Source organism: Bifidobacterium sp. AGR2158 (genome assembly GCF_000424225.1).
Lineage (GTDB): Bacteria > Actinomycetota > Actinomycetes > Actinomycetales > Bifidobacteriaceae > Bifidobacterium > Bifidobacterium anseris.
On the sequence record NZ_AUJM01000019.1, the window covers coordinates 1 to 23,061 of the forward strand.

The 23,061-nt window shown below is 65.1% G+C and carries 16 protein-coding genes, 1 tRNA gene and 1 pseudogene; 6 read left to right on the forward strand and 12 right to left on the reverse strand.

From position 1 onward, the window contains the following. Nucleotides 1-147 precede the first annotated feature (147 nt). The 7 genes and pseudogenes from G606_RS0107985 to G606_RS10315 all read right to left on the reverse strand — a co-directional run. Nucleotides 148-972, reverse strand: a complete 825-nt coding sequence (locus G606_RS0107985) for an IspD/TarI family cytidylyltransferase (RefSeq protein WP_051198724.1) — start codon at nt 970-972, stop codon at nt 148-150. 60 nt (nt 973-1,032) lie between these two features. Next, a complete protein-coding gene (locus tag G606_RS0107990; protein WP_026645520.1) occupies nt 1,033-2,265 on the reverse strand; it encodes a polyphenol oxidase family protein in 1,233 nt (410 codons plus the stop codon). 67 nt (nt 2,266-2,332) lie between these two features. Continuing rightward, nucleotides 2,333-3,904 carry a peptidase U32 family protein gene (locus tag G606_RS0107995; RefSeq protein ID WP_026645521.1) on the reverse strand — a complete coding sequence of 524 codons (1,572 nt, stop codon included), beginning with the start codon at nt 3,902-3,904 and terminating at the stop codon, nt 2,333-2,335. 289 nt (nt 3,905-4,193) lie between these two features. After that, entirely contained in the window at nt 4,194-5,057 is an 864-nt protein-coding gene (locus G606_RS0108000; RefSeq protein ID WP_026645522.1) for an aldo/keto reductase, read from the reverse strand. A 122-nt stretch (nt 5,058-5,179) separates the two neighbouring features. Continuing rightward, the gene (locus G606_RS0108005; protein WP_026645523.1) at nt 5,180-7,321 is read right to left on the reverse strand and encodes a DUF2207 domain-containing protein; all 2,142 of its coding nucleotides are present in this window, start codon (nt 7,319-7,321) and stop codon (nt 5,180-5,182) included. A 136-nt stretch (nt 7,322-7,457) separates the two neighbouring features. Next, the gene (locus tag G606_RS0108010; RefSeq protein WP_026645524.1) at nt 7,458-9,758 is read right to left on the reverse strand and encodes a DUF2207 domain-containing protein; all 2,301 of its coding nucleotides are present in this window, start codon (nt 9,756-9,758) and stop codon (nt 7,458-7,460) included. Between the two features lie 749 nt (nt 9,759-10,507). Beyond that, nucleotides 10,508-11,083, reverse strand: a pseudogene (locus tag G606_RS10315) (LemA family protein); the annotation flags it as partial. A 518-nt stretch (nt 11,084-11,601) separates the two neighbouring features. On the opposite strand from G606_RS10315, the gene G606_RS0108020 reads away from it, so the two are divergent. The 4 genes from G606_RS0108020 to nrdF all read left to right on the forward strand — a co-directional run bounded on the left by G606_RS0108020 (nt 11,602) and on the right by nrdF (nt 15,546). Next, nucleotides 11,602-11,841, forward strand: coding sequence for a glutaredoxin domain-containing protein (locus tag G606_RS0108020; protein ID WP_026645525.1), 240 nt, complete (start codon nt 11,602-11,604; stop codon nt 11,839-11,841). Next, nucleotides 11,838-12,263, forward strand: coding sequence for a class Ib ribonucleoside-diphosphate reductase assembly flavoprotein NrdI (gene nrdI, locus G606_RS0108025; protein ID WP_026645526.1), 426 nt, complete (start codon nt 11,838-11,840; stop codon nt 12,261-12,263). The genes G606_RS0108020 and nrdI overlap by 4 nt, the downstream gene beginning before the upstream one ends. Nucleotides 12,264-12,317: 54 nt before the next feature. After that, nucleotides 12,318-14,486, forward strand: coding sequence for a class 1b ribonucleoside-diphosphate reductase subunit alpha (gene nrdE / locus G606_RS0108030; protein ID WP_051198726.1), 2,169 nt, complete (start codon nt 12,318-12,320; stop codon nt 14,484-14,486). Nucleotides 14,487-14,571: 85 nt separating this feature from the next. Beyond that, nucleotides 14,572-15,546: a class 1b ribonucleoside-diphosphate reductase subunit beta gene (gene nrdF, locus G606_RS0108035; protein WP_026645528.1), complete on the forward strand. Its 975-nt coding sequence runs from the start codon at nt 14,572-14,574 to the stop codon at nt 15,544-15,546. 104 nt (nt 15,547-15,650) lie between these two features. On the opposite strand, the gene G606_RS0108040 is transcribed toward nrdF, so the two are convergent. After that, a complete protein-coding gene (locus G606_RS0108040) occupies nt 15,651-18,302 on the reverse strand; it encodes a polyribonucleotide nucleotidyltransferase (RefSeq protein ID WP_026645529.1) in 2,652 nt (883 codons plus the stop codon). Nucleotides 18,303-18,645: 343 nt separating this feature from the next. Next, nucleotides 18,646-18,915 carry a 30S ribosomal protein S15 gene (gene rpsO, locus G606_RS0108045; RefSeq protein WP_024541032.1) on the reverse strand — a complete coding sequence of 90 codons (270 nt, stop codon included), beginning with the start codon at nt 18,913-18,915 and terminating at the stop codon, nt 18,646-18,648. 298 nt (nt 18,916-19,213) lie between these two features. Here rpsO and G606_RS0108050 point away from each other — a divergent pair, with 298 nt between their 5' ends. Then, nucleotides 19,214-20,185: a lactate/malate family dehydrogenase gene (locus G606_RS0108050; protein WP_026645530.1), complete on the forward strand. Its 972-nt coding sequence runs from the start codon at nt 19,214-19,216 to the stop codon at nt 20,183-20,185. Between the two features lie 97 nt (nt 20,186-20,282). Here G606_RS0108050 and G606_RS0108055 read toward each other — a convergent pair whose 3' ends face one another. Then, the gene (locus tag G606_RS0108055) at nt 20,283-20,993 is read right to left on the reverse strand and encodes a hypothetical protein (protein WP_026645531.1); all 711 of its coding nucleotides are present in this window, start codon (nt 20,991-20,993) and stop codon (nt 20,283-20,285) included. Nucleotides 20,994-21,330: 337 nt separating this feature from the next. On the opposite strand from G606_RS0108055, the gene G606_RS0108060 reads away from it, so the two are divergent. Then, nucleotides 21,331-21,798: a prolyl-tRNA synthetase associated domain-containing protein gene (locus tag G606_RS0108060; protein WP_026645532.1), complete on the forward strand. Its 468-nt coding sequence runs from the start codon at nt 21,331-21,333 to the stop codon at nt 21,796-21,798. 618 nt (nt 21,799-22,416) lie between these two features. Here the strand turns inward: G606_RS0108060 and G606_RS0108065 are convergent. Together G606_RS0108065 and G606_RS0108070 are read right to left on the reverse strand one after the other, a co-directional pair. Then, a tRNA-Gly gene (locus tag G606_RS0108065) sits at nt 22,417-22,490 on the reverse strand. 108 nt (nt 22,491-22,598) lie between these two features. Next, nucleotides 22,599-23,048: a holo-ACP synthase gene (locus G606_RS0108070; RefSeq protein WP_024541036.1), complete on the reverse strand. Its 450-nt coding sequence runs from the start codon at nt 23,046-23,048 to the stop codon at nt 22,599-22,601. Nucleotides 23,049-23,061: the final 13 nt, after the last annotated feature.

The window sequence follows — 23,061 nt, forward strand, 5'->3', positions numbered from 1 at the left end:
ACCCTCCCAGCCGAGATACCAGCGAACCGCCACCCGACACGGACCTACACAGCCGTAGACACACGCACAACAACGCAAAACGCGGCGCACAGGAGCTGTACTCCCATGCGCCGCGTTCGTCTTCGCAGCTGATTCAGCGCAGCCGGTTCAGCTCAGCGCCTGCTGGAACATCGTATGCACCTGCTGTTTGGCGGCGGTCTTCGTGATCTCGCCGGCGATGAGCGTCGCGAACGGCATGTCGTCGCGCGTCGTGACCTTCATGTTGAGCGACGAACCACCGACGATCGCTACCGGCGTATCGGGCAGATAGTCGACGACGACGCGCGTGTCGTCGGTCGGCCGGAAATCGGGGTCGTCGGACGCGAGTTCGTAGGCCTCGTGAATCGTCGCAAAGCGGAAGGCCTGCGGCGTCTGCGCGCGGTACGCATGGCGCCGTTCGGGCACCGACTTGACGGCCTGCCGGTCGCCGAGATCCTCGGTGAGCAGAATCGTGTCCGTCGACGGGCACGCGACGGTGGCCGCATCGAACTCCTCGAGCGCGTCGATGCAGCCGTCGATCTGCGACTGCGTGACGAAGGGCCGCACCGAATCGTGGATGAGGATCTTCGCGTCGCCGGGCACGCCTGCGGCGGACAGCGTTTCGAGCGCCGCGGCCGTGCTGTCCGCGCGTTCGGCGCCCCCGTCGATGATGGCGCGCACCTTCGTGGCGCCGCCGTCGCGGATGAGCTGTTCGACCGAGGCGCGCACCTGCGCGTTGACGACGACGATGATGTCGCTGACGTGCGCGTTATGCTCGAAGGCGTCGATGCTCCACCCGACAATCGGCTTGCCGTCGATCGCGACGAGCTGCTTGGGGTTGTCCGGGTCGAACCGCAGTCCCGAACCCGCGGCGAGCACGACGGCGACGACCGGCACACCCTTGCGTTCCTGCGCCTGCGCGTCGCCCGCCGTGGTCACGTCCTGTTGTTCCATGGTTGTTCCTTCCAAGAGATCCGAGAAATCCAAGAAATCGAACGATTGCCGAGCAACCGCTCACTGCCGCACGATGAGTGCGAGCATGCGCCCTTCGTGGCTCTTGTGCGCGAGCTGCGCGCGGCGATGAGAGAACCACAGCGGATTCTCGAGCGTGCACATGCTGTGGCGGATGCCTTTGATGCGCTCGTCGAGTTCGGGGTCGCCTTCGTTGTCTTCGCGGCACAGCTGCTGCAGTTCGGCGTCCTGCGACAGGTACTGCGTGGCCGCGTTGACGCGCGGCTGCGATGAGAAGATGTGCTTCGGCAGGACGCCGGCTTCTTCAAGCGCCTGCAGCGCCGCCTTGTTGATGTCGATGCCGGGGCCGCCGAAGCGCGTGAGCGTGAACGTGCCGGGGAATCGCGCGTCGAAGGCGTCGGCGATCTCGTCGCCAACCTCGTAACAGTCGCCGCAGATCGCCGGGCCGAGCGTCGCCAGGATGTGCGCGGGATCGGCGCCTTTGTGCTTCATCATGTCGACGGTTTCGGCGATGACGCTCGCCATCAGTCCCTTGCGTCCGCAGTGTGCGGCGGCGATGACGCCGGCGACCGGGTCGGCGAGCAGCACCGGCAGGCAGTCGGCGGCGAATACGCCGAGCGCGATGCCGGTCTTCGTCGTCACCTGCGCGTCGCCTTCGATGATCTGCACGGCGCCGTCGACCGATTCGACGTCGTCGACGTCGTCGCTCGGCTGCTCCACGGCGATCGAGCCGTCCTCTTCGCGCACGGCGGTGCGCTGTGTGCCGGAGGCGTCGAAGCCGAAGGTCGCGTTTTCGGTGAACACGTCGTCGGTGTCGATCGCCTTCGCTGAATGCACCTGATTGATGATCGACAGCTTCGCGTGCAGTTCGTTCGCGAGCGCGTCGCGGTTCGCGCGCACGTGCGCCGGGTCGTCGCCGGATTTGCCGCCGAGGTTGAAGTGCGCCCATTCGTCGGTGCTTACGCCGCCGAGTCGTGTCGTGTAGATGACGTTGATGCCGGGGGCGAGCACGATCGGAATCGTCACCGGAATCGGGTTGCCTTCGTCGTCGGTCGGTTGGATCGCCGAGCTGTCGAGGATTGCGTCGTCGTATTGTTTGCCGTCGGCGTCCTTGGCGTCGTGTTCGCGTGCCGCCTTGTCCTGTTCGTCGATCGTCTTCTTGCCGTGCGCCTGCACCGCCTGCAGCAGGTCGTCGAGATTGATCGTCTGCGGCTGGTGTTCGCCGTGCTGTGCGCTCGCCTCGTCGGGCTGCGCGTCATGTGCTGTTTCACTCATACCGCTCACTTTAGCGCCTGACGCGCGCCGACGGACACCTCCCTAAGCTCAGGCAATAACGGACGTGTCATTCCGCTTTGAGCGTCGGCTTCTTCGTGCGCGAACGCAGCGCCGCGTTGACGGGGACTTCCGTCTCCAGCGGCAGCGAGAACACGTGGGCGGGGTTGTTGACCATCGGCACGTCGTTGCCGTCGGCGTCGCGGATGCCGTGGTCGGGCACAATGTATTCGAGCGGCGCGCGTCCCGGCAGCAGGAATTCGACGAGCTGTCCCGGCTCGATCTTGTTGCGGCTCATAATCGTGACGCGACCGCCTTCGTCGGGGCTCCATCCGAGCGTTTCGCCGACGACGAGCCATTCGCGGAAGTATGCGCTGCGATCGGTGTTCTGCGCCACTTTGTGCTCGGGGTAGTAGAAACCGGTGCTGTAGTCGCGGTGTGCGACCTTGTACGGTTCCTCCATCAGCCAATCGGGCAGTTCGACGTGCGGCGCGGGGTGTACGGCGGCGTGCTGCCAGCCGTCGGCGGTCTGTTCGGCGTACGCGCGCTGGCGGTCGAGGCCGCTGCGGCGCGCCGCGCGATTCGAGATCTCGGCGGCGGCCGTCGTTTCCTGTGCTGCGGCGGCCGTCTCCTCGCCTTCGTCGTTCGCGCTGTCCCAATTCGGCATGCCGGCGAACGCGGCGTCGGCGTTCGCCATGATCGAGTCAGTGCCGATCATGTCATCGTCGATTGTGTCGCCCGCGCGCACGACGCGGTCGCGGAACGGCTTGAGTTCGTTGCCGTCCTCGTCTTCGAAGCCGCGCTGCACCATGTACTCGTTCACGGCGGTCTTGTAGGCGTTCGTCATCGCGGCCACGTAGTACGCCGATTTCGATCGTCCTTCGATTTTGAGCGACGTGGCGCCCGAATCGATCAAATCATCGATGTGCGCCATCATGTTCATGTCCTGCGAGTTGAACAGATAGGTGCCCTGCGCGGTCTCCTCGACCGGGAACACCTGCCCGGGCCGTTTCTCCTCGACGAGCGAATACTTCCATCGGCATGGCTGCGCGCATTCGCCGTGGTTGCCGTCGCGGCCGGTGAGGTAGTTCGAGATGAGGCAGCGTCCCGAGAACGCCATGCACATCGATCCGTGGACGAATGTTTCGATGTCGAGGTCGTCGGGGATGTTCGCGCGGATGTCGCGCACGGCCTGCAGATCCATCTCGCGCGCGAGCACGACGCGTCGCGCGCCGAGCTCGTACAGCGCGTTTGCGGCGAGGTAGTTCGTGACGCCGGCCTGCGTGGAGACGTGCAGTTCGAGTTCCGGCGCGATGCGGTGCGCGAGCATCATGACGCCGATGTCGGTGACGATGAGCGCGTCGACTCCGGTCGTCTTCAGATCGTTGATGTACGTCTCGATCGCCGTGATCTCGTTGTTCCTCGGCAGGATGTTGAGCGTGACGTAGACGCGCGCGCCGCGTTCATGCGCGTAGCGTGCGCCTTCGGCGAAGTCCTCGATGCTCAGGTTGCGCGGCGCCGACCGCATGCCGAAGGCCTTGCCGCCGCAGTACACGGCGTCCGCGCCGTAGTCGACGGCTGTCTTCAGTCCGCGCAGATTGCCTGCCGGTGCGAGCACCTCTGGTTTCACACGACGTTTCATGCCCGATTTCCTCCTGTTGCCGCCGCGCGACGATTGTCCTTGCGCCCGCGCGACCCCGTTTTCGCCGCAGCCCAGTCTAACCGCAACGCCACCCCGTTCCGATCCGTCGACTACGCCGACAACCCGACCCGCAAAGAGCCCCATTTCCGGGTCGAACCGTCGCCCCCGTCGACAACCCAACCCGCTCCGGGTCGGCTCATCCGCCCCGTCGACGAACCGACCCGCAAAAGGGCCTAGTTGCGGGACGAACCGTCGACCACACCGACAATCCGCCCCGCCCCGTACGCCACTAGCCGAGCGTTGCGAGCTCCTCCGGGGTCAGCTCGAGGTCGCCGGCCTTGAGCGAATCGAGGATCGTCGCAGGACGGTGCGCGCCCGGAATGACGAACACGTGGTCGCCCTTGGACAGCTCCCATGCGAGCACGACCTGCTGATAGCTGACGCCGCGCCGTTCGGCGATTGCGCGGAACGGGTCGAACTTCGACTCGTCCTTGGGCTTGCGGAAGCCGCCGAGCGGGCTCCAGCACACGAAGCTGATGCCGATCCTCGCCGCATGCTCGAGCGTGTCCGCCGTCTGCGTGTAGATCGGCGAATACTGGTTCTGCACGGCGATGAGCTTCTCGCCGAGGATCTCCTGCGCGATGTCCATCTGCTCGATCGACGCGTTCGAGACGCCCGCCTCGCGCGCCACGCCTTCGTCGACGAGCTGCTTGATCGCCTCAATCGACTCGCCGTAGGGGATGCGCGGATCGGGACGGTGGAAGTACAGCAGATCGATCGTATCCACGCCGAACGCGAGCGCGCTTTCCTTCGCGCGGCGGATCAGGTTCTCCGGCGAGCCGTCGACGGCCCACGTCGGCTTGCCGTCGGTGAAGTTGCGGTAGTGGCCGACCTTCGTCGCGATGAGCACTTCGTCCTTCGGGCCGTCCCAGCTGGCCATCGCCTCGCGCACGAGCTTCTCGCCGGCCTGTTCCTCGCCGCCCGAGCAGTAGTACGCCCACGCCGTGTCGATCTGGCGGCAGCCGGCGTCGAGCGCCGCATGGATCGTCTCGACGCCCATGTTCGGGCCCAGATTGTTTTCAATGGTCAGCGGCATTTCGCCCAGACCGATCGCCGTCGTGTCGAACGGTCCCATGTTCCTGTGCAGTACCATCGCTGCTCCTTCGCGGTTGTTGACGTTCCGGCGCGGCGCCGTGCACGACGCGCCGTCACCATCATAGAAATCGCCCAGTAATTCCCACAACCGTCGTAAGCAACAACCGCCGCCGCGACCACTCACCGTCCGCCGCCGCCCCAGCCTGCGCCCGGCTTGCTGTTCCATCCGCCCGAGCCGCCGGAGAACGCGCCGGACGCCGCCGAGATCACGTGCGCGACGTCGCTGAATCCGACGGCGAAGCGCGCGCCAAGATCGACGAAATCGCCGACCATGAACATGCTGCTAGCGGATCCGCCGCGCATGCGCGTATGTCGGAACGACCTGTCCATCCAGTAGACGAGCGAGTAGCCGTCCGCACCGCCGGACGCCCACGCGGGGTCCGTCAACTGCGGATATGCGGCCGTCAGCTGCGCCATCGCCTTGTCGGCGATGCCGAACGCCGTCGCGTACACCATGTAGCGTCCCCACAGTTTGACGTCGAGCACGCCGCGGTCGGCGAAATGACTGAAGTCCTCGAGATATCTGCCCAAGCCCCGCACCTGCGCCGCGAGCCGCATCCCCTGATCGTCGACGCCGTACTGCGTCTGCCCCATCGACTGCACGCCGGCGAGCGCAGCGAACACGACGACGATGACGATCGGCAACAGTACGCCGCCCGCCTGCAGCAGCCACAGCAGCGCCGCGAAGAACGCGCACACGTACGAGAAGACGGCGCATACGCGCGCGCTCATCGACCGTTTCGGGAACACACCCATCGCGCTCATCTCGGCAACGCAACATAGGTAGAACGATTGCGACAGTTCCTGCGCGTCACCTGTCTCCTTGAGGCACTGCGAAAACTGCCGCGTGTCGAAAACGACCGATCCCAACTGTCGACCCGCCGTGTGCAGCATGTCGAGCGCGGCGCGTTCCGACGCGCACAGCTGCCGCTGGCACGACACCGTGTCGAATGCGCGCGGCAGCAGCACGATTGTGCTCGTCGCGTCGGCGTCGCGCCCCGTGCCCCGTGCCGACACCATCTGCGCGAGCACCGCCGCGTCCGTCCTGAGCAGATCGATGCCGCGATACATGTCGACCGTCCCCGGATACATGCGCGCGAATCCTTTCGTCACGAGCGACAGCATCGTCGCGCTCAGCTGACGGCCGATGAGTCGGCGGTCAGTGGTCACGCCGTTGACGGTGTCGTAGACGAGCGCCGCGGCGCCCGGGCTCATCGGCGGCAGCCCCCGCCAATACGGCATGATGGTTTCGAGCTGCGCGCGCCGATGTCCCTGTTTGATGACGCCGCGCAGGCCGATCGCGGCAATCACGGCGGCGGCGAACACGAGCAGGCCACTGATGACGAGCAATCCACGCGCCGACGACTGCTGTTCGCTGCGCCATTTCGTCTCACGCCGGCGTTCCTGTTCGTTGAGTTCGTCACCGCTCACCGTGTCCGTCCTCGCCGGCCTCGCGACGCTGCCCTCCGGCAGCATCGCCGTGAGCTGCACATATGATCGCGCGCGCACGTTGTCGATGCCGAACGTGAACATGCCGTCGCGATACGCCGTCGTCGACGTGCCGTCGTAGTGCACCCACATCGTCGAATTGTGCTCGTCCACAGCCTGCGGGAAGCGCACGGTCGCCGAGAATCGTCGGATCGGCGATTCGTTCGTCTCGTCCACCGGCTGCCAGTTGAAAACGTCGTTGCCCGGGCACGCGGTGACCATGCCGGCGAGCGTCATCGTCACTTCGATCCTCACGCTTTTCGCCGACTTCGTCACCGGGATGTTCCAACCGATTTCGACGTTTTTGCTGATTTCGTCCGACGAGCCCGCGCGGATGCCGTCGGTGCGCGGATCGTAGCCGTGGTACATGTCGCCCTGAATCGTGATGTACCACTGGCGCGCGTGCTGCACGTCCCAGTTGTCGTTGCCGTACAGGCTTGCGTCGACCGCCTCGCCCTGCGTGTACGTTTCGCCGGTGCTCAGGTTGCGCACGCGTTCGACGGACACGTTGGTGATGCCGGCTGGAGACAGCGGGATCGTGCGGTAGAGCTGTTTCCATGTCTTCGACGATTCGCGGCGGCCAAGACGGTAGTCGAGCGTCATTGTCACGCGCGTGTTGCCGTTGTCGAGCACCTGCACATCGTAGGACGTCTCGTTGTAGGACAGCGGCGGGGCACCCGCCTGCTCGCGCACACCGATCGAGAGCACACTGATCACGCCGAGCACGGCGAGCAGCAGGCTCATCAGCACGATGTTCTTCGTCCGTCTGGTCATTGATATCCCCCGCGTTCACTGTGAGCGCCATGTGCCGCCCCATCGGATGCGAACATCATACCGGTGCGCACGCGACGGCCCACGCCCACAGGGCATGGACCGTCGCCTATGACGCTCCAACGGCCAGGTGGTGCCGTCACCGTCCGCCGAAGGAGCCGCCGCCGGAACCGCCCGACGAGCCGCCGAATCCACCGCCGGAGAATGAACCGCCCGAACCGCCCGACGACGATGACGGTGCCGCCGCCGAAATCGTCGACTGCATTGAGGCCATGCCCGAACTCAGCTGGGAGCCGAAATCGACGAAGCCGCCGGAGAACGCGCCGAAGCTGCCGCCGGCGAGCGCCGAGCCGAGCGAAGCGCCGACGATCGTGCTCGGCCTGGCCGACCAGAACAGCACGCCGGAAGCGGCCGCGTTGTCGTCAAGCCATGCGGCGTCGTTGACCTGTGGATAGGCGGCCGCGAGCTGCTGCAGCACCTTGCGCGACACGCCAAGCGCGGACGCGTAGACGAGATAGCGCCCCCACAGCGTCACATCGAGCACTTCACGGTCGGAGAACTCGCTGAAGTCCTCGAGGTAGCGTTCGAAGCCGACGAGTTCGCCGATCGTGCGCTGCCCGGATTCGGTGATGCGGTAGGTCTTGTGCAGCAGGCACGCCAGCAGGCCGCAGAAGACGGCCGGCAGTCCTATGCAGCACGCGAGCAGCAGATTGCCTTCGGCCGCCATGAAGTAGATGCCGGCGAGCACGCCGACGACGATGTCGAAGATGCCGAGCGTGACGGCCGCCGGCGACGCGGGGCTCATCGCGCCGAGCTCGTCGCATTCGTCGTCGCACGCCTCAGTGAACAGGTCGACCGACAGATGGCCGTCCTCCCACTGGCGGAACGCCTTGTTCATCTGCTTGATGTCGAACACCGGCGTGTGCAGCCGCTCACTCGCCTCGAGCAGGATCTTCAGCAGCCGCCGCTCCGACGTGCACAAGCTGTCGCCGTGGCCGCCGCCGTCGGTGATCGTCGAGCCGAACACGCGCGGCAGCAGCACGATCGTGCTCGTCTTGCCGAGCTTCCTCGGATTCGTCTCACCCGACGCGAGCATGCGCGCGATCTCGGCGGCGCCGACGCGACTCAGGTCGATGCCGGCGTAGCGTTTCGCCTCGCCCGGATACACGGCGATGTATTTCTTGTCGATCAGCGACATCATCGTCGCGGCCATTTCACGCGACGTGCGCGACGCGGACGGCGCGCGACCGAGCTTCGTCCACAGGACGGCGGCCGCGCCCGGAGTCATCGCGGGCGCGGTGCGCCAATAGTCGATGTCGCTCGTCAGGCGCGCGGCGCGGCGCGAGCGCAACGCGGCGCGGATGCCGAAGAAGCTCAGCAGCACGACGACGAGCGCGACGGCGATCCAGACGCACACGCGGATGACGGCGCGACGGTGCTGCTGGTCGTGCCATTCGCGTTCCTGACGCGTCTCGTCGTCAATCGTCCATTGCTTCGCATCGGCGTCGACGTGACGTGCGACGCCGCTGACGTGGGCGTTCGTCATCATCGCGACGAGATCGAGGTACTGCTTGGATTTCACGTTGTAGGCAGTGAACTCGATGCCGCCGGGGATGCGCTTCGTGAGCGAGTTGCCGGTGTAGTGCAGCCACGCCCACGAATCGCGCTCGCCAACGCCCTGCGGGAAGGTCACCTTCGCGCGCATTATGCCGATCGGCGTCATATTCTCCGGGCCGAAGGGTTCCCATTGGAACTTCGTGACGTCGTTGTATTCGGTCGAGACGCCCTCCCAAGTCATCGCGATCTCGAAGCGCATGCTGCTTCGCGAACTCGTCGCCGGGATGTTCCAGCCGATCTCCACTTCCTTGTCGCGCGGTTTGTCGAGGCTGTCGGCGGTGCCGGTCGAGGCGGTCGCCGATGGCGTCGTCGTAGCCCGCTCGTCGAGCCCCATCTGCGTGCGCGTGCGCGATTCGAGCCCGTCGACGTCCGGATCGTAGGGCTTGGGCGACGATGCGCCGGCGGTCACGTCAGCGATGTACCAATGCTTCGCGTATTCCTTGTTCCATGCGCCTGCGGAAATGTATTTCGGGTTCTTCGGCTCGGTCTGCGTGTATTCCTCGCCGGTGCTGAGGTTCTTCACGCTGATGTCGGTGATGTTCGTCAGCTGCGACGCGTTGAGCGTGTAGGTCTGGTACAGCTGCTTCCACGCGATCACGTTGTCGTCCGAATCCTTGCGTTCGTGCAGCCGCACGTCGATGGTCTCCTTGATGCGCAGGTCGCCGTTGTCGAGCACCTGCACGTCGTAATCGAGCGAGTTGTATTCGAGGTCGGACGAGTTCGATTCCTTCGCGATCAGGAACCCGAGGCCGAACACGAGCGCGCAGATGACGACGGTCCAGACCACCGAGTTCAGCATCGAAAGCCATACGCGTTTCTTCATGTTTCTCCCTGCACGTGCATTGTTCTGGGTCATGCGCCGATATGCGCGCCCGGCCGCCGGTCATCTCGGCGGGACGGCCATGTTCCGACGACGCCGTTACGATGCCATTGCGTTCCGAGGGCGCCGGACCTGCTTCTGATTATCCCGTCCGAGCCGTCCCCCCGCTCGCTTTTCTCAAAACCGGCCCCGTCGGTGCATCATCGGGGCGCCATCAGGCCGCTGCGGGGCCTCGCGGAGCGGTCTGTACGACGTATCTACGCTGAGGGAGAGCATCTTCCCCGAATATCCCGAGTATCAGGCCCGAAAACCGCCAGTTCCCAAGGCGCCTACTCGCCCTTGCCGCGCAAGATGCTCTCCCTCAGCGCAGATACGTATCCAGCCATGCCAAAATCCCCCACCCGCGCCCCAGTACACGCCCCGAACGCGCCCCAACAACAGCGAAGGCGGGGGCGGCGCGCTTCCGCACCGTCACCGCCCGGGATGTCAAAGGTTGACCTAGGCTGTCATGGACCTAGCTCATTGCCGCATCATGGACGCGGCAGCGAACCGGCTCAGTACTGCGGGTATCCGCCCTGCATGCCGCCGCCCTGCATACCACCGTCGGCGCTAGGGTACTGCGGATAGCCGCCGTTCGCCGGCGGCTGGGCCGGCATACCCTGCTGCTGCACCGGCATTCCGGGTGCCTGCTGCGGCATTCCAGCCTGCTGCACCGGCATGCCCGGCGTCTGCTGCTGCATCGCCGGCTGCGCGAAGCTCACCTGCGGCGCCTGGCGATCGACGTCGTCAACGTTGAAGTACGCGGCCACGACGAAGTGGCCGATGCCGGCGACGATGTTCGACGGGATCGTCTGGATCTTGTTGTTGTACTTGAGCACGACGTCGTTGTAGAACTGGCGTCCGTAAGCGATCTGCTCCTCGATCTGCGCAAGCTGCTCCTGCAGGTTCATGAAATTGACGTTCGCCTTGAGATCCGGATAGGCCTCGACGACGGCGCGCAGGTTGAACATCGCGCGCGACAGCTGGTTCTCAGCGGCCATGCGGTTCGCGAGCGGCATATTCGGCTGGCTTGCGGCGCTCACGGCGTTGGCGCGCGCCTGAGTGACCTGCGTGAGCACGGTGTTCTCATGCCCGGCGTATCCCTTGACCGTTTCGACGATGTTCGGAATCAGGTCGGCGCGTTTCTTGAGCAGCACGTCGACCTGCGCCCACCCGTTCGTGACGCGGTTGCGCAGCTGCACGAGCGAGTTGTAGGTCGTGATGAACCAGATCACAAGCACGAGGATGATCGCCAGAATGACGATCAGCGCGATGATGGGGCCGTTCATAAGCGGTTCTCCTTGATTGGCTAAGGGTGTGACGGCTTCATGCATCGCCGTCCGCAGTCCCGGTGTTGCCCCGATTATCGCACGTTCAGCCAACAACGTCGCCCCCGCATCCCAGATTCGCGGACACGCCCATATGCCCGCGTCGAGCCTCCCGACGCGCCCCGCGGTCGAGCCCCGTCCGCCGACGGCGCAGCGGCATGCCCACCGGCGGCATGTCCTGTGAACAACGTCACAGGACATGCCAGCGCCAGCGTCCGCACGGTGCCGACCCGACCCTTACGGACGTCTGCCGACATGCGCGCACTGTGTCCTTGCTCACACCCACAACCACTACATCTAGTGCTCAACGACCTGCGCACACACCATGTATCGTTGTTCGGGCAACGACACCGTCCACTGACGACGACCTGCAGCCGCCACCCGAACGGCGCGAGCGGCGCAGCGCGCCGCCTTGGACCGCCGACAGCGCACGACCGTCCGTTCCATCCCACCACGGCCGCCGAACGAAAGGAGCACTGATGTCCACCACGATCTACACGAAGCCGGGATGCCCGCAATGCACGGCGACGCGCCGCGCCTTCGACCGTCTCGGCCTTGACTACCGCACCGTCGACATCACGCACGACCCGACGGCGGCGCAGACGCTGCGCGACGCCGGGTTCCTGCAGGCACCGGTCGTCGTCGCCGACGCCGGCTCCTGGTCCGGCTACCGCCCCGACCGCATCCGCCTGCTCGCCCAGCGGGATGCCGCGGCATGACCGGCACCGTCGTCTACTTCTCGTCGGCGTCGCGCAACACCGAACGCTTCGTCGAACAATGCGACTTCCCGTCGCACGGCGTCGACGTGCGGCGCATCCCGCTCGTACCGGCGCACGACCCGCTGCACGTCGACGCCCCGTACATCCTGATCGTGCCGACCTACGGCGGCGGCGACGCGCGCAAAGCCGTGCCGCCTCAGGTCAAGCGCTTCCTCAACGACCAGGTGAACCGTTCGTGGATCCGCGGCGTCATCGCCTCGGGCAACACGAACTTCGGCGAGGCGTATGCGGCCGCCGGCCCGATCATCGCCGCCAAATGCCATGTCCCGCTGATGTACCGCTTCGAGCTGATGGGCACCGCGCGCGACGTCGCGACGGTGACCGACGGCGTGACGCGCTTCTTCTCGTCAGCCCCCCAGTGACCCGTCCGCACCACATCCCCAACCATTGCCGACCAATCGTTTCCAGGACCACCGATGACACAGACCACACAGACCACCCACTCCCCCATCACCTACCCCGCCGCCGATCCCCATGTGCTCAATGCGATGCTCAACCTCTACGACGAGGATGGCCATATCCAGTTCGACAAGGACCACATGGCCGTCGACGCCTTCCTCGACGGCCATGTACATCCGCGCACGCGCCGTTTCGCAAGCACCGCCGAACGCCTTGACTATCTGATCGCCCACAACTACTACGACCCGGCCGTATTCGCCGCCTATACGCCGGCCTTCCTCGACGAGCTGCACATGCGCGCCGCGAACGCCGGCCACCGTTTCGAGACCTTCCTCGGCGCGTTCAAGTTCTACCGTTCCTATGCGCTGAAAAGCTTCGACGGCGAGGAGTACCTCGAGGACTTCCCGCAGCGCGCCGCCGCCGTCGCGCTCGCGCTCGCCGACGGTGACGAGGACGCTGCACGCGACGTCCTCGACGAGATCGTCTCCGGCCGTTTCCAGCCTGCGACGCCGACTTTCCTCAACCTCGGCAAGGCGCAGCGCGGCGAGCCGGTCAGCTGCTTCCTCGTGCGCATCGAGGACAACATGGAATCGATCTCACGCGGCATCAACGCGGCGCTGCAGTTGAGCAAACGCGGCGGCGGCGTCGCGCTGCTGCTGAGCAACCTGCGCGAGGCGGGTGCGCCGATCAAGCATATCGAGCATCAATCGAGCGGCGTCGTGCCGGTCATGAAACTGCTCGAGGACTCGTTCAGCTACGCGAACCAGCTCGGCGCCAGACAGGGTGCCGGCGCCGTCTATCTGCACGCCCATCACCCGGATATCATGCGCTTCCTCGACACGAAACGCGAGAACGCCGACGAGAAAATCCGCATCAAATCGCTTGCGCTCGGCGTCGTCATCCCGGACATCACATTCGAGCTCGCGAAACGGCGCGAACCGATGGCGCTGTTCAGCCCCTACGACGTGGAACGCGAATACGGCGTACCGTTCGCCGACTTCGGCATCGGCGCGCACTACGACGAACTGCTCGCGAACCCAAGAATCCGGCGCACCGAGATCGACGCGCGCGGATTCTTCACGACGCTTGCGCAGATTCAATTCGAATCCGGCTACCCGTACATCCTGTTCGAGGACACGGCGAACCGAGCGAACCCGATCGCCGGCCATATCACGATGAGCAACCTGTGCTCGGAGATCCTGCAGGTGCAGGAGCCGAGCACCTACCGCGAAGACCTCGCCTACGACCACGTCGGACGCGACATCAGCTGCAACCTCGGCTCGCTCAACATCGCGCGCGCGATGGACGCCGGGCTCGCGCGCCCGGTGCGCACGGCGATCCGCGCGCTCACCGCCGTCGCCGAACACACACACATCGACGCGGTGCCGTCGATCCGCCGCGCGAACGACGAAGGCCACGCGATTGGACTGGGACAGATGAACCTGCACGGTTTCCTAGCACGCGAGGGCATCCGCTACGGTTCGCCGGAGGCGCTCGACTTCACGAACCTGTACTTCATGACGGTCGCCTACCACGCCTACACCGCCTCGCACGAGCTCGCCGTCGAACACGGCCGCACATTCGCCGGATTCGAGGACTCCGCCTACGCGAAGCCGTCCGGCGCCGGCAACCATTTCGACAAGTATCTCGACGGGTCAATCGACGTCGAACCGCGCACCAAGCATGTGGCCGAGCTGTTCGCCGGCTGCGGCGTGGCGATCCCGACCACCGACGACTGGCGCGCGCTGCAGCAGGCGATCATGCGCGACGGCATCTACAACCAGTATTTGCAGGCGGTGCCGCCGACCGGGTCGATCTCGTACATCAACCACGCCACGAGCTCGATCCACCCGATCGCCGCGAAGATCGAGATACGCAAGGAAGGCAAGACCGGCCGCATGTACTACCCCGCCCCGTACATGACGGACGACAACCTCGAACTGTACGCCGATGCCTACGAGATCGGCTGGAAAGCGATCGTCGACACCTACGCCGAGGCGACGCGGCACGTCGACCAAGGGCTCTCGCTGACGCTGTTCTTCCCGGACACGGCGACGACGCGCGAGCTCAACCAGGCGCAGATCTACGCGTGGCGCAAAGGCATCAAGACGCTCTACTACATCCGCATCCGCCAGCGCGCGCTCGAAGGGACCGCCGTCGACGGCTGCGTCAGCTGCACGCTGTAGGCGCGGGCCGAAGCAGGCCGAACCATCCAATCCACCCAAGCCAACCCAATCCGCCCATCCGACCGATTGCACCGAAGGAGCATCCATGGCACCGCACACCGCACTCATCGACCGCGTCACCGCGATCAACTGGAACCGTCTCGAGGACGACAAGGACCTCGAGGTCTGGGACCGGCTCACCGGCAACTTCTGGCTGCCGGAGAAGGTGCCGGTCTCGAACGACATCCCTGATTGGCGCATGATGAGCGAAGCCGAGCATACGCTGACGATGCGCGTGTTCACCGGGCTGACGCTGCTCGACACGATCCAGGGCACCGTCGGTGCCGTCAGCCTGATCCCGGACGCGCTCACGCCACATGAAGAGGCCGTGTACACGAACATCGCGTTCATGGAGAGTGTGCATGCGAAGAGCTACTCGTCGATCTTCTCGACGCTGTGCTCGACGGCGCAGATCGACGAGGCCTTCTCATGGAGCGAGCAGAACCCCCATTTGCAGCGCAAGGCGCAGATCGTGCTCGACTACTACGAGGGCGACGACCCGCTCAAGCGCAAGGTCGCTTCGACGCTGCTCGAATCGTTCCTGTTCTATTCGGGCTTCTATCTGCCGATGTACTTCTCGGCGCATGCGAAGCTGACGAACACGGCCGACGTGATCCGCCTGATCATCCGCGATGAGGCCGTGCACGGCTACTACATCGGCTACAAGTACCAGCGCGGCCTCGAACTGGCCGATGATGCGAAGCGCGCCGAGATGGAGCGCTACACCTACGACCTGCTCGACGAACTCTATGAGAACGAGGTCGCGTACACGCATTCGCTGTACGACGAGGTCGGCCTCGCGGATGACGTCGAGAAGTTCCTGCACTACAACGCGAACAAGGCGCTGATGAACCTCGGCTACCCGGCGCTGTTCCCTGCCGAGATCTGCGACGTGAACCCGGCGATCCTCGCCGCGCTCGCTCCGGACGCCGACGAGAACCATGATTTCTTCTCCGGCTCCGGCAGCTCCTATGTGATGGGCAAGGCCGAGGAGACCGACGACGACGATTGGGACTTCTGATCCCGCGTCGCTGCGGGCAGCGGCAACGATGAGGGCCCTTGCCGTCCATCCGGACGGCAAGGGCCCTCATCGTTCAGCGGCCGACCTCGGCCGGCGTCCGCGAATCAGTCCTCGAAGGGATCGAAGTCGCGGCGCACACGGCGGCGCGGGCGTTCGTGGCGAACCTCGCGGCCCTCACGGTACTCGTCGTAGTTCTCGTCGGCGACGTAACGCGGATTGCGGTCATCGTTACGGCGGCGGCGCGGACGCTCATCGCGGTCGCGGTCGTCGTCGCGGCGGCGCGAACGGCGCGGACGGTCGTCGTAGTCGCGGTCGCGGTCGTCGGAACGGCGGCGGCGCGGACGATCGTCGTAGTCATCGTCGTCATAGTCGCGGCGGCGCGGGCGATCGTCGTAGTCGCGCTCGGAACGGCGGTCGTCGTCGCGGCGACGGCGCGGGCGATCGTCATCGTCGTCGTGGCGGCGGCGCGGACGATCATCGCGGTCATCGCGGCGGCGGTCGTCACGACGATCGTCGCGGCGGCGGTCGTCACGGCGGCCCGCGTTGCTCTCCTGATTCTCATAGCCCGGGATCGCGAGCGAGATCTTGCCGCGGTCGTCGACGCCCTGCACGACGACTTCGACGGTGTCGCCTTCCTTGAGCACGTCCTCGACCGAGTCGATGCGCTCGCCGTCGGCGAGGTTGCGGATCTGCGAGATGTGCAGCAGGCCGTCGGTGCCCGGCGTCAGGTTGACGAAGGCGCCGAAGCTCGTCGTCTTGACGACCTTGCCGTTGTAGGTCTCGCCTGCCCGCGGCACGTGCGGGTTGGCGATCTGGTCGATGATTTCCTTCGCCTTCTGCGCAGCCTCGCCGCCTTCGGAGGCGATGTAGACGGTACCGTCGTCCTCGATCGTGATCTCGGCGCCGGTGTCCTCCTGAATCTGGTTGATCATCTTGCCCTTCGGGCCGATGACCTCGCCGATCTTGTCGACCGGGACCATCGTCGTGATGATGCGCGGTGCGAACGGGCTCATCTCGGCCGGGCCGTCGATGCACTCGTTGATGACCTCGAGGATCGTCGTGCGCGCCTCGTGCGCCTGCTTGAGCGCGCCGGCGAGCACGTCGGCCGGGATGCCGTCGAGCTTCGTGTCGAGCTGCAGCGCGGTGATGAAGTCGGCGGTGCCGGCGACCTTGAAGTCCATGTCGCCGAACGCGTCCTCGGCGCCGAGGATGTCGGTGAGCGTCTTGTAGACGTGCTGGCCGTCCACATCGCCCGAGACGAGGCCCATCGCGATGCCCGCGACCGGAGCCTTGAGCGGGACGCCGGCGTCAAGCAGCGACAGCGTGCTCGCGCACACCGAACCCATCGACGTCGAACCGTTCGAACCGATCGCCTCGGAGACCTGGCGGATCGCGTACGGGAACTCCTCACGGCTCGGCAGCACCGGCACGATCGCCTTCTCGGCGAGCGCGCCGTGGCCGATCTCGCGGCGCTTAGGCGAGCCGACGCGGCCGGTTTCGCCGGTCGAATACGGCGGCATCTCGTAGTTGTGCATGTAACGCTTCGTCTGCGGGCCGCTCAGCGCGTCGATCTGCTGCTCCATCTTGAGCATGTTGAGCGTCGTGACGCCGAGGATCTGCGTTTCGCCGCGCTGGAAGAGCGCGGAGCCGTGCACGCGCGGCACGATGCCGACTTCGGCGGACAGCGTGCGGATGTCGCGCAGGCCGCGCCCGTCGATGCGGTAGTCCTGCGTGAGGATGCGGCGGCGCACGATCTGGCGCTGCAGTTCCTTGAACGCGTTGCCGAGTTCCTTTTCCTTCTCGGCGTCGTCCATGTTGGTGAATTCGAGATCAAGCGTGTCCTTGACCTTCTGCTTGATTTCGGCGATGCGTTCCTGACGTGGCAGCTTCTCGGCGATCGAGAGCGCCTCATCGAGGTCGGCGTGCGCGATCTCGTCGACGCGGTTGTAGATCTCCTCGGTGAACTCCGGGAAGAGCGGGAAGTCGCGCGTTTCCTTCGCGGCGATCTTCTTGAGTTCGTTCTGCGCGTCGCACAGGACCTTGATGAACGGCTTGGCGGCTTCGAGGCCACCGGCCACGACCTCCTCGTCCGGCTTGGCCTGGCCCTCGTCGTAGATGAGGTTCCACGCGTTCTTGCCGGCGCCCGCCTCGATCATCGCAATCGCGACGTCGCCGTTGTCGACGACGCGGCCGGCGACGACGATTTCGAAGACGGCGCGTTCACGTTCGCTCCAGCGCGGGAACGCGACCCACTGGCCGTCGATGAGCGCGAGGCGCACGCCGCCGACCGGACCCGCGAACGGCAGGCCGGAGATGAGCGTCGACGCCGAGGCGGCGTTGAGCGCGATCATATCGTACGAATCCTCCGGGTTGACCGCGAGAATCGTCTCGACGACCTGCACTTCGTTGCGCAGCGTGTGCGGGAAGAGCGGGCGCAGCGGACGGTCGATGATGCGGCACGCGAGGATCGCCTCGGAGCTCGGACGGCCTTCGCGGCGGAAGAACGAACCTGGGATCTTGCCCGCGGCATACATCTTCTCCTCCACGTCGACGGTGAGCGGGAAGAAATCGTAGTTCTCCTTCGGGCTGCTGCCCGCGGTGGTGGTGGACAGGACCATTGAATCGTCGTCCAGATACGCGGCCACGGCGCCGTCCGCCTGCTGGGCGAGACGTCCGGTTTCGAAGCGCACCGTGCGCTTGCCATACGAACCGTTGTCGATGACGGCTTCCACCGCCTTGATTTCGGGACCCTCCATAGGGTTCCTCCTTTTTTCTGTTGTTGCTGTTGCTACTGTTCTGCAAACATCCTCGTCGGGCCACGGATGACTTCCCGTGGCCGTGCTTGATTATGTTGTTCGCGGGTGTTTCGCCCCACGCGCCCGCGATCCATCAGCCTGATGAATCCCCCGGGCCTCTTGTGTTCTGGAACCCGAGCCTCTCCCGGCCTTGGTTCCGCCAGTGTCTCATTGTAATACCGCCGGCCTGTGCTCATCCCTCTATGCCGCCGGCTATATCGTCGCGCGACCTCTTCGGCTCCCGTCGCACGCGGCATCAAAAAACCCGAGCCGACCTTGGGCCGGACTCGGGCGGACGTTTGGATTATCGGCGCAGACCCAGACGTTCGATGAGCGAACGATAACGGTTGATGTCCACGTTCTTCAGATAGTCGAGCAGACGACGACGGTCGCCGACCATGAGCAGCAGACCACGACGGGAGTGGTGATCGTGCTTGTGCTCCTTGAGGTGCTCGGTCAGATCGGCGATGCGCTTGGTGAGCAGCGCGATCTGGACCTCCGGGGAGCCGGTGTCACCTTCATGGGTAGCGTACTTAGCGATGATGTCCTGCTTTTCTTCAGCCGTCAGTGCCACGGCATCCTCCTTGTAGACTGCGCGGTGCTGCCGGCCCGATGCCGGTGCGCTCTCCATCCGCGGGCGAAACACGCCAATCGGCCACTATACACACGACCCACGACGGCGCGCAATCAATCGCCAAGCCCATGCCAACGTCCACGATGTGACCCTTTTGTTCGCCCAAGGTGGAAGCGCGGCGTCCCATCAACGACGGCGCAACAGCCGCGTCCGACAATGTTCAGCGAACATCATCGCCGTTCAGCGAACACAGAACAACATAGAGAACGCAGACGCGAGCATCAGGGAGGTAGCACATATGGGCACAGTCACGAAGGTCGGCATCATCGGCATGGGACATGTGGGCGCGCACGTCGCGAACAACCTCGTGCTGCAGGGCATCGCCGACGAACTGTACATGACGGAACAGTGCTCCGGCGACGAGGACCACAGCGCCAAGCTCGCGGCGGAAGTGCAGGACCTCGGCGATTCGCTCGCGTTCTGCCCTCACAACGTCGCGCTCGTCAACTGCGGCGAGGACTACGGTCGGCTCGCCGAATGCGACGTCATCGTCAACGCCGCCGGCAAGGTCAGCCTCGCAAGCAAGGATCGCGACGGCGAACTGTTCTACACGACCGACACGGCGAAGAAGTTCATCAAGCCGATCGCCGATGCCGGATTCGACGGCGTCTGGGTGAGCATCGCGAATCCCTGCGACGTCGTCGCCACCGAAATCTGGAAACTCTCCGACATCGACCCGCGCCGCGTCATCGGCACCGGCACTGCGCTCGACTCGAGCCGCCTCAAGTACGCGCTGTCGCGCGCGACCGGCTACGACCAGCATTCGATCTGCGCGTACATGCTCGGCGAACACGGCAGCAGCATGTTCGCCGCGTGGAGCGCCGTCAACTTCGGCGGCAAGCCGCTCGCGCAGCTCAGGAGCGAGCAGCCGGAACGCTTCGGCTTCGACGAGGCCGAGGTCGAGGAGGAGGCGCGACACGGCGGCTACGTGACCTACGCCGGCAAGCACTGCACCGAGTTCGCCGTCGCCGACGCCGCATGCCGCCTCGTGCGCGCCGTCGTCTCAAACGAGCATTACATCACGCCGTGCTCGACGCTGATGACCGGCGACTACGGCGAGGAGGGATTCTTCACGTCACTGCCGTGCGTCGTCGGCGCCGACGGCGTCGAGGAGGTCATGCACTTCGATCTGTCGGACGCCGAGCTCGCCGAGTTCCACGCGAGCTGCGCGCACGTCAAGGAGAACCTCGAGCGCATCGGCCTGCGCTGAACTGAGCGTTCACGCAGTCGCACGTGCGAAAAAACGGCCGTCTCCGCCATGTGCGGCGGGGACAGCCGTTTTTGCTTATGCGGATGACTGATTGTGGTCAGACGATCGTCAGCATGCCGCCGAACATCACGATGAGCAGCGCGACCACTTCGAAGACGAACCACAGCAGCAGCGACGTCCACACATGCGTGAGCACGTTGAGCGGCGAATCCTTCCTGATGATGACGAGCAGCCCCACCCAGACGACGGCGAAGACGGCGAGCGCAAGCGACGCGGCGATGATACCGAGGTTCGCGGCGTTCGCGATGCGCGCGGAGTCGCCGTACATGACGTAGGTCGAATGCCAGAAATCGAACCTGAGCAGCGACACGCCCGAAATGAACTGTTCGGCGCACAGGAAGACGAGGAAAGACGTGAACCACGGGATCTTGCGTCGGTCGACGATCATCATCGCGAGTGAGACGAACGCGAATACGGTGACCGCCCAGGCCACAAGCGCGATGCCGCGCGGGTCGACGTTCGCGAAACGGTGCACGATCTGCGCCGTGTGCCGCACCGCGAGCGAACGGCCGGCCCAATACGGGAACACGAGCGCGGCGAGTACGAGGATGCAGCCGAGTGCCCAGCGCACCGGATGCGAGCGGCTGCGTTCGATGTCGGCAAGCGACACGTCCGATTCGGGGATCGTGGCCTCGGGGTGCTTCGAGACGAGGTTCTCCTCCATCTCCTGACCGCTTTCCGGCTCGGTGGGTGTCGGGCGCGGCTCGGCCTCGAGCTTCGCGACCTCACGTTCGTCGGCGTCCGCCATCGGTGACCTCCCTTACGATGCCCGCGCCCGAAACGCGCGCCGTCCTGTTATGCGTATGCTGCGTATGCGTGACGCGTGTTGCGCACCCGACGCGGATCCGCACGTGTGACGCGTGTTACGCATATACGCCTGCCAGCTTCAGCATACGAACCGCGCCCTACCGTCCCAGGCTGAACCGTCGACCACGGCGACCAGTCGACGCGCAACGTCCCATTCCGTCGACCACGCCGGCGAACCGACCCGCTCACCGGCCTCTTTCCGTCCCACTTCGTCAGCCACATCGACGAACCAACCCGCTGAGCGGTCTCGTCAGAGGTCGCGGTGTAGCATCCGCGGTATGCAGACGTTGTATCACACGCTCGCCGCCCTGCACATCGACACCGACGAGGTCGAGCATGATCCGGTGACGACGGTCGAGGCCGCACAGTTCGTCAAAACGCTCATCGATGGCGTCGGCGTCAAGAACCTGTTGTTGCGCAACTCGCGCGACGACTACTATCTCGCCATGCTCGACGAGAGCAAACGCGCCGATCTCAAGGAGCTCGCACGCATCCTGCGCAGCGGGCGACTGAGTTTCGCAAACGCCGAACAACTGCATGACACGCTTGGACTCGAACCTGGCAGCGTCACGCCGCTCGCCGTCATCAACGACGCCGACCACGCGGTGACCGTCCTCATCGACCGCACGCTCATCGGCAAGCGTCTACTCGTGCACCCACTGACGAATACGAAGACGATGGCGATCAACTATGACGATCTGATCCGTTTCCTCGACGCCACCAACCACCCGCCAACCCTGTTCTGACCCATTCCGTCGCCCCCATCGACGAACCGACCCGCAAGCAGGCCTATTTCCGATACAACCGGTCGACCACGGCGACGAACCGCCCCGCTAACAGGCTCCATTCCGTCCCGAACCGTTGACCTCATCGACGAACCAACCCGCAACGGAATCGCTACGGGCAGTCAGCCTCCCCTGTACCGCTCTTGTGAGTTAAAGGACAGAATGTGGGTCTTATGAGTGGCGTCGGGCCTTCCGGTGGTTGGCGTGTCGTGGTGTGATTAGGGTTTCCGGGCCTAATCGGCGGTCCAGTTTGACATCGTGGTGTTTTCTGCTACTGCTGGTGCATGGTCAGGAGAGAGTCGGCAAGGGCGCGGCTATGCCCGATATGCAACCATCCGATGCGCAAGAGGGCCGCCACGCCGGGTCCGAAGGAGGGATCCCTCACCGACGTGCAACGCCCCGCACCCGGCGTGGACGCATACGAAAACGGATTCGGCATCAGAACAGGCTGGGCCGGACGGGCGTGGCACACCCCCCATTAGACCCACATTTTGTCCTTTAACCCGCTCTTGTACCTTCTCACCCCCGCCAACGATATGCGAAAGGCCGCGGATTCGTTGGAATCCACGGCCTTTCTGATGGAGCGGATGACGGGAATCGAACCCGCGTAATCAGTTTGGAAGACTGAGGCTCTACCATTGAGCTACATCCGCGTGCCGTCTGGAACAGCGTTCCGGACAACGTGTGCCATTATACACAACGCCGTGCCAACCGCAAATCCGCAGCCGCACAACCCACACAGACCAGCCCGCGCGACCTCCCTACTGCGCGCAGAGCATGACGACGGCCGAAGCGATCCCGCCGTCGTGAGAGATCGACACGAACCAATGCAGATCCGGCTCCGGCTCGGCGTCGCTGAACACGTGTGCACCGACCGATTTGCGCAGTCGGCTTTCCACATCGCCGCCAAGCACGATGCGCGGGCAGCCGTCGGCCTCGCTGAGCACCTCGATGGCCGCCCACGGCGTATCGTCGAGCGTGTAGGGGCTCGTCGCCGTCCCGAGCGCCTCGCACCACGCCTTGATGACCGATTCCTTGGCCGCCCACCGCCCGGCGAGGTGCACGGCCTGCCCGTCGTGCTTCTGCTCGGCGCGCAGCCGTGCCTGCCGCAGCTCGCGCGCCGAGAACAGCGCGCGCATATGCGACCCGGGCGCCTCAAGCTGTTCCTCGAACGCGCGCACGTCCACCACATCATGTCCGACACCGAGCATCGTCATCGCCGCA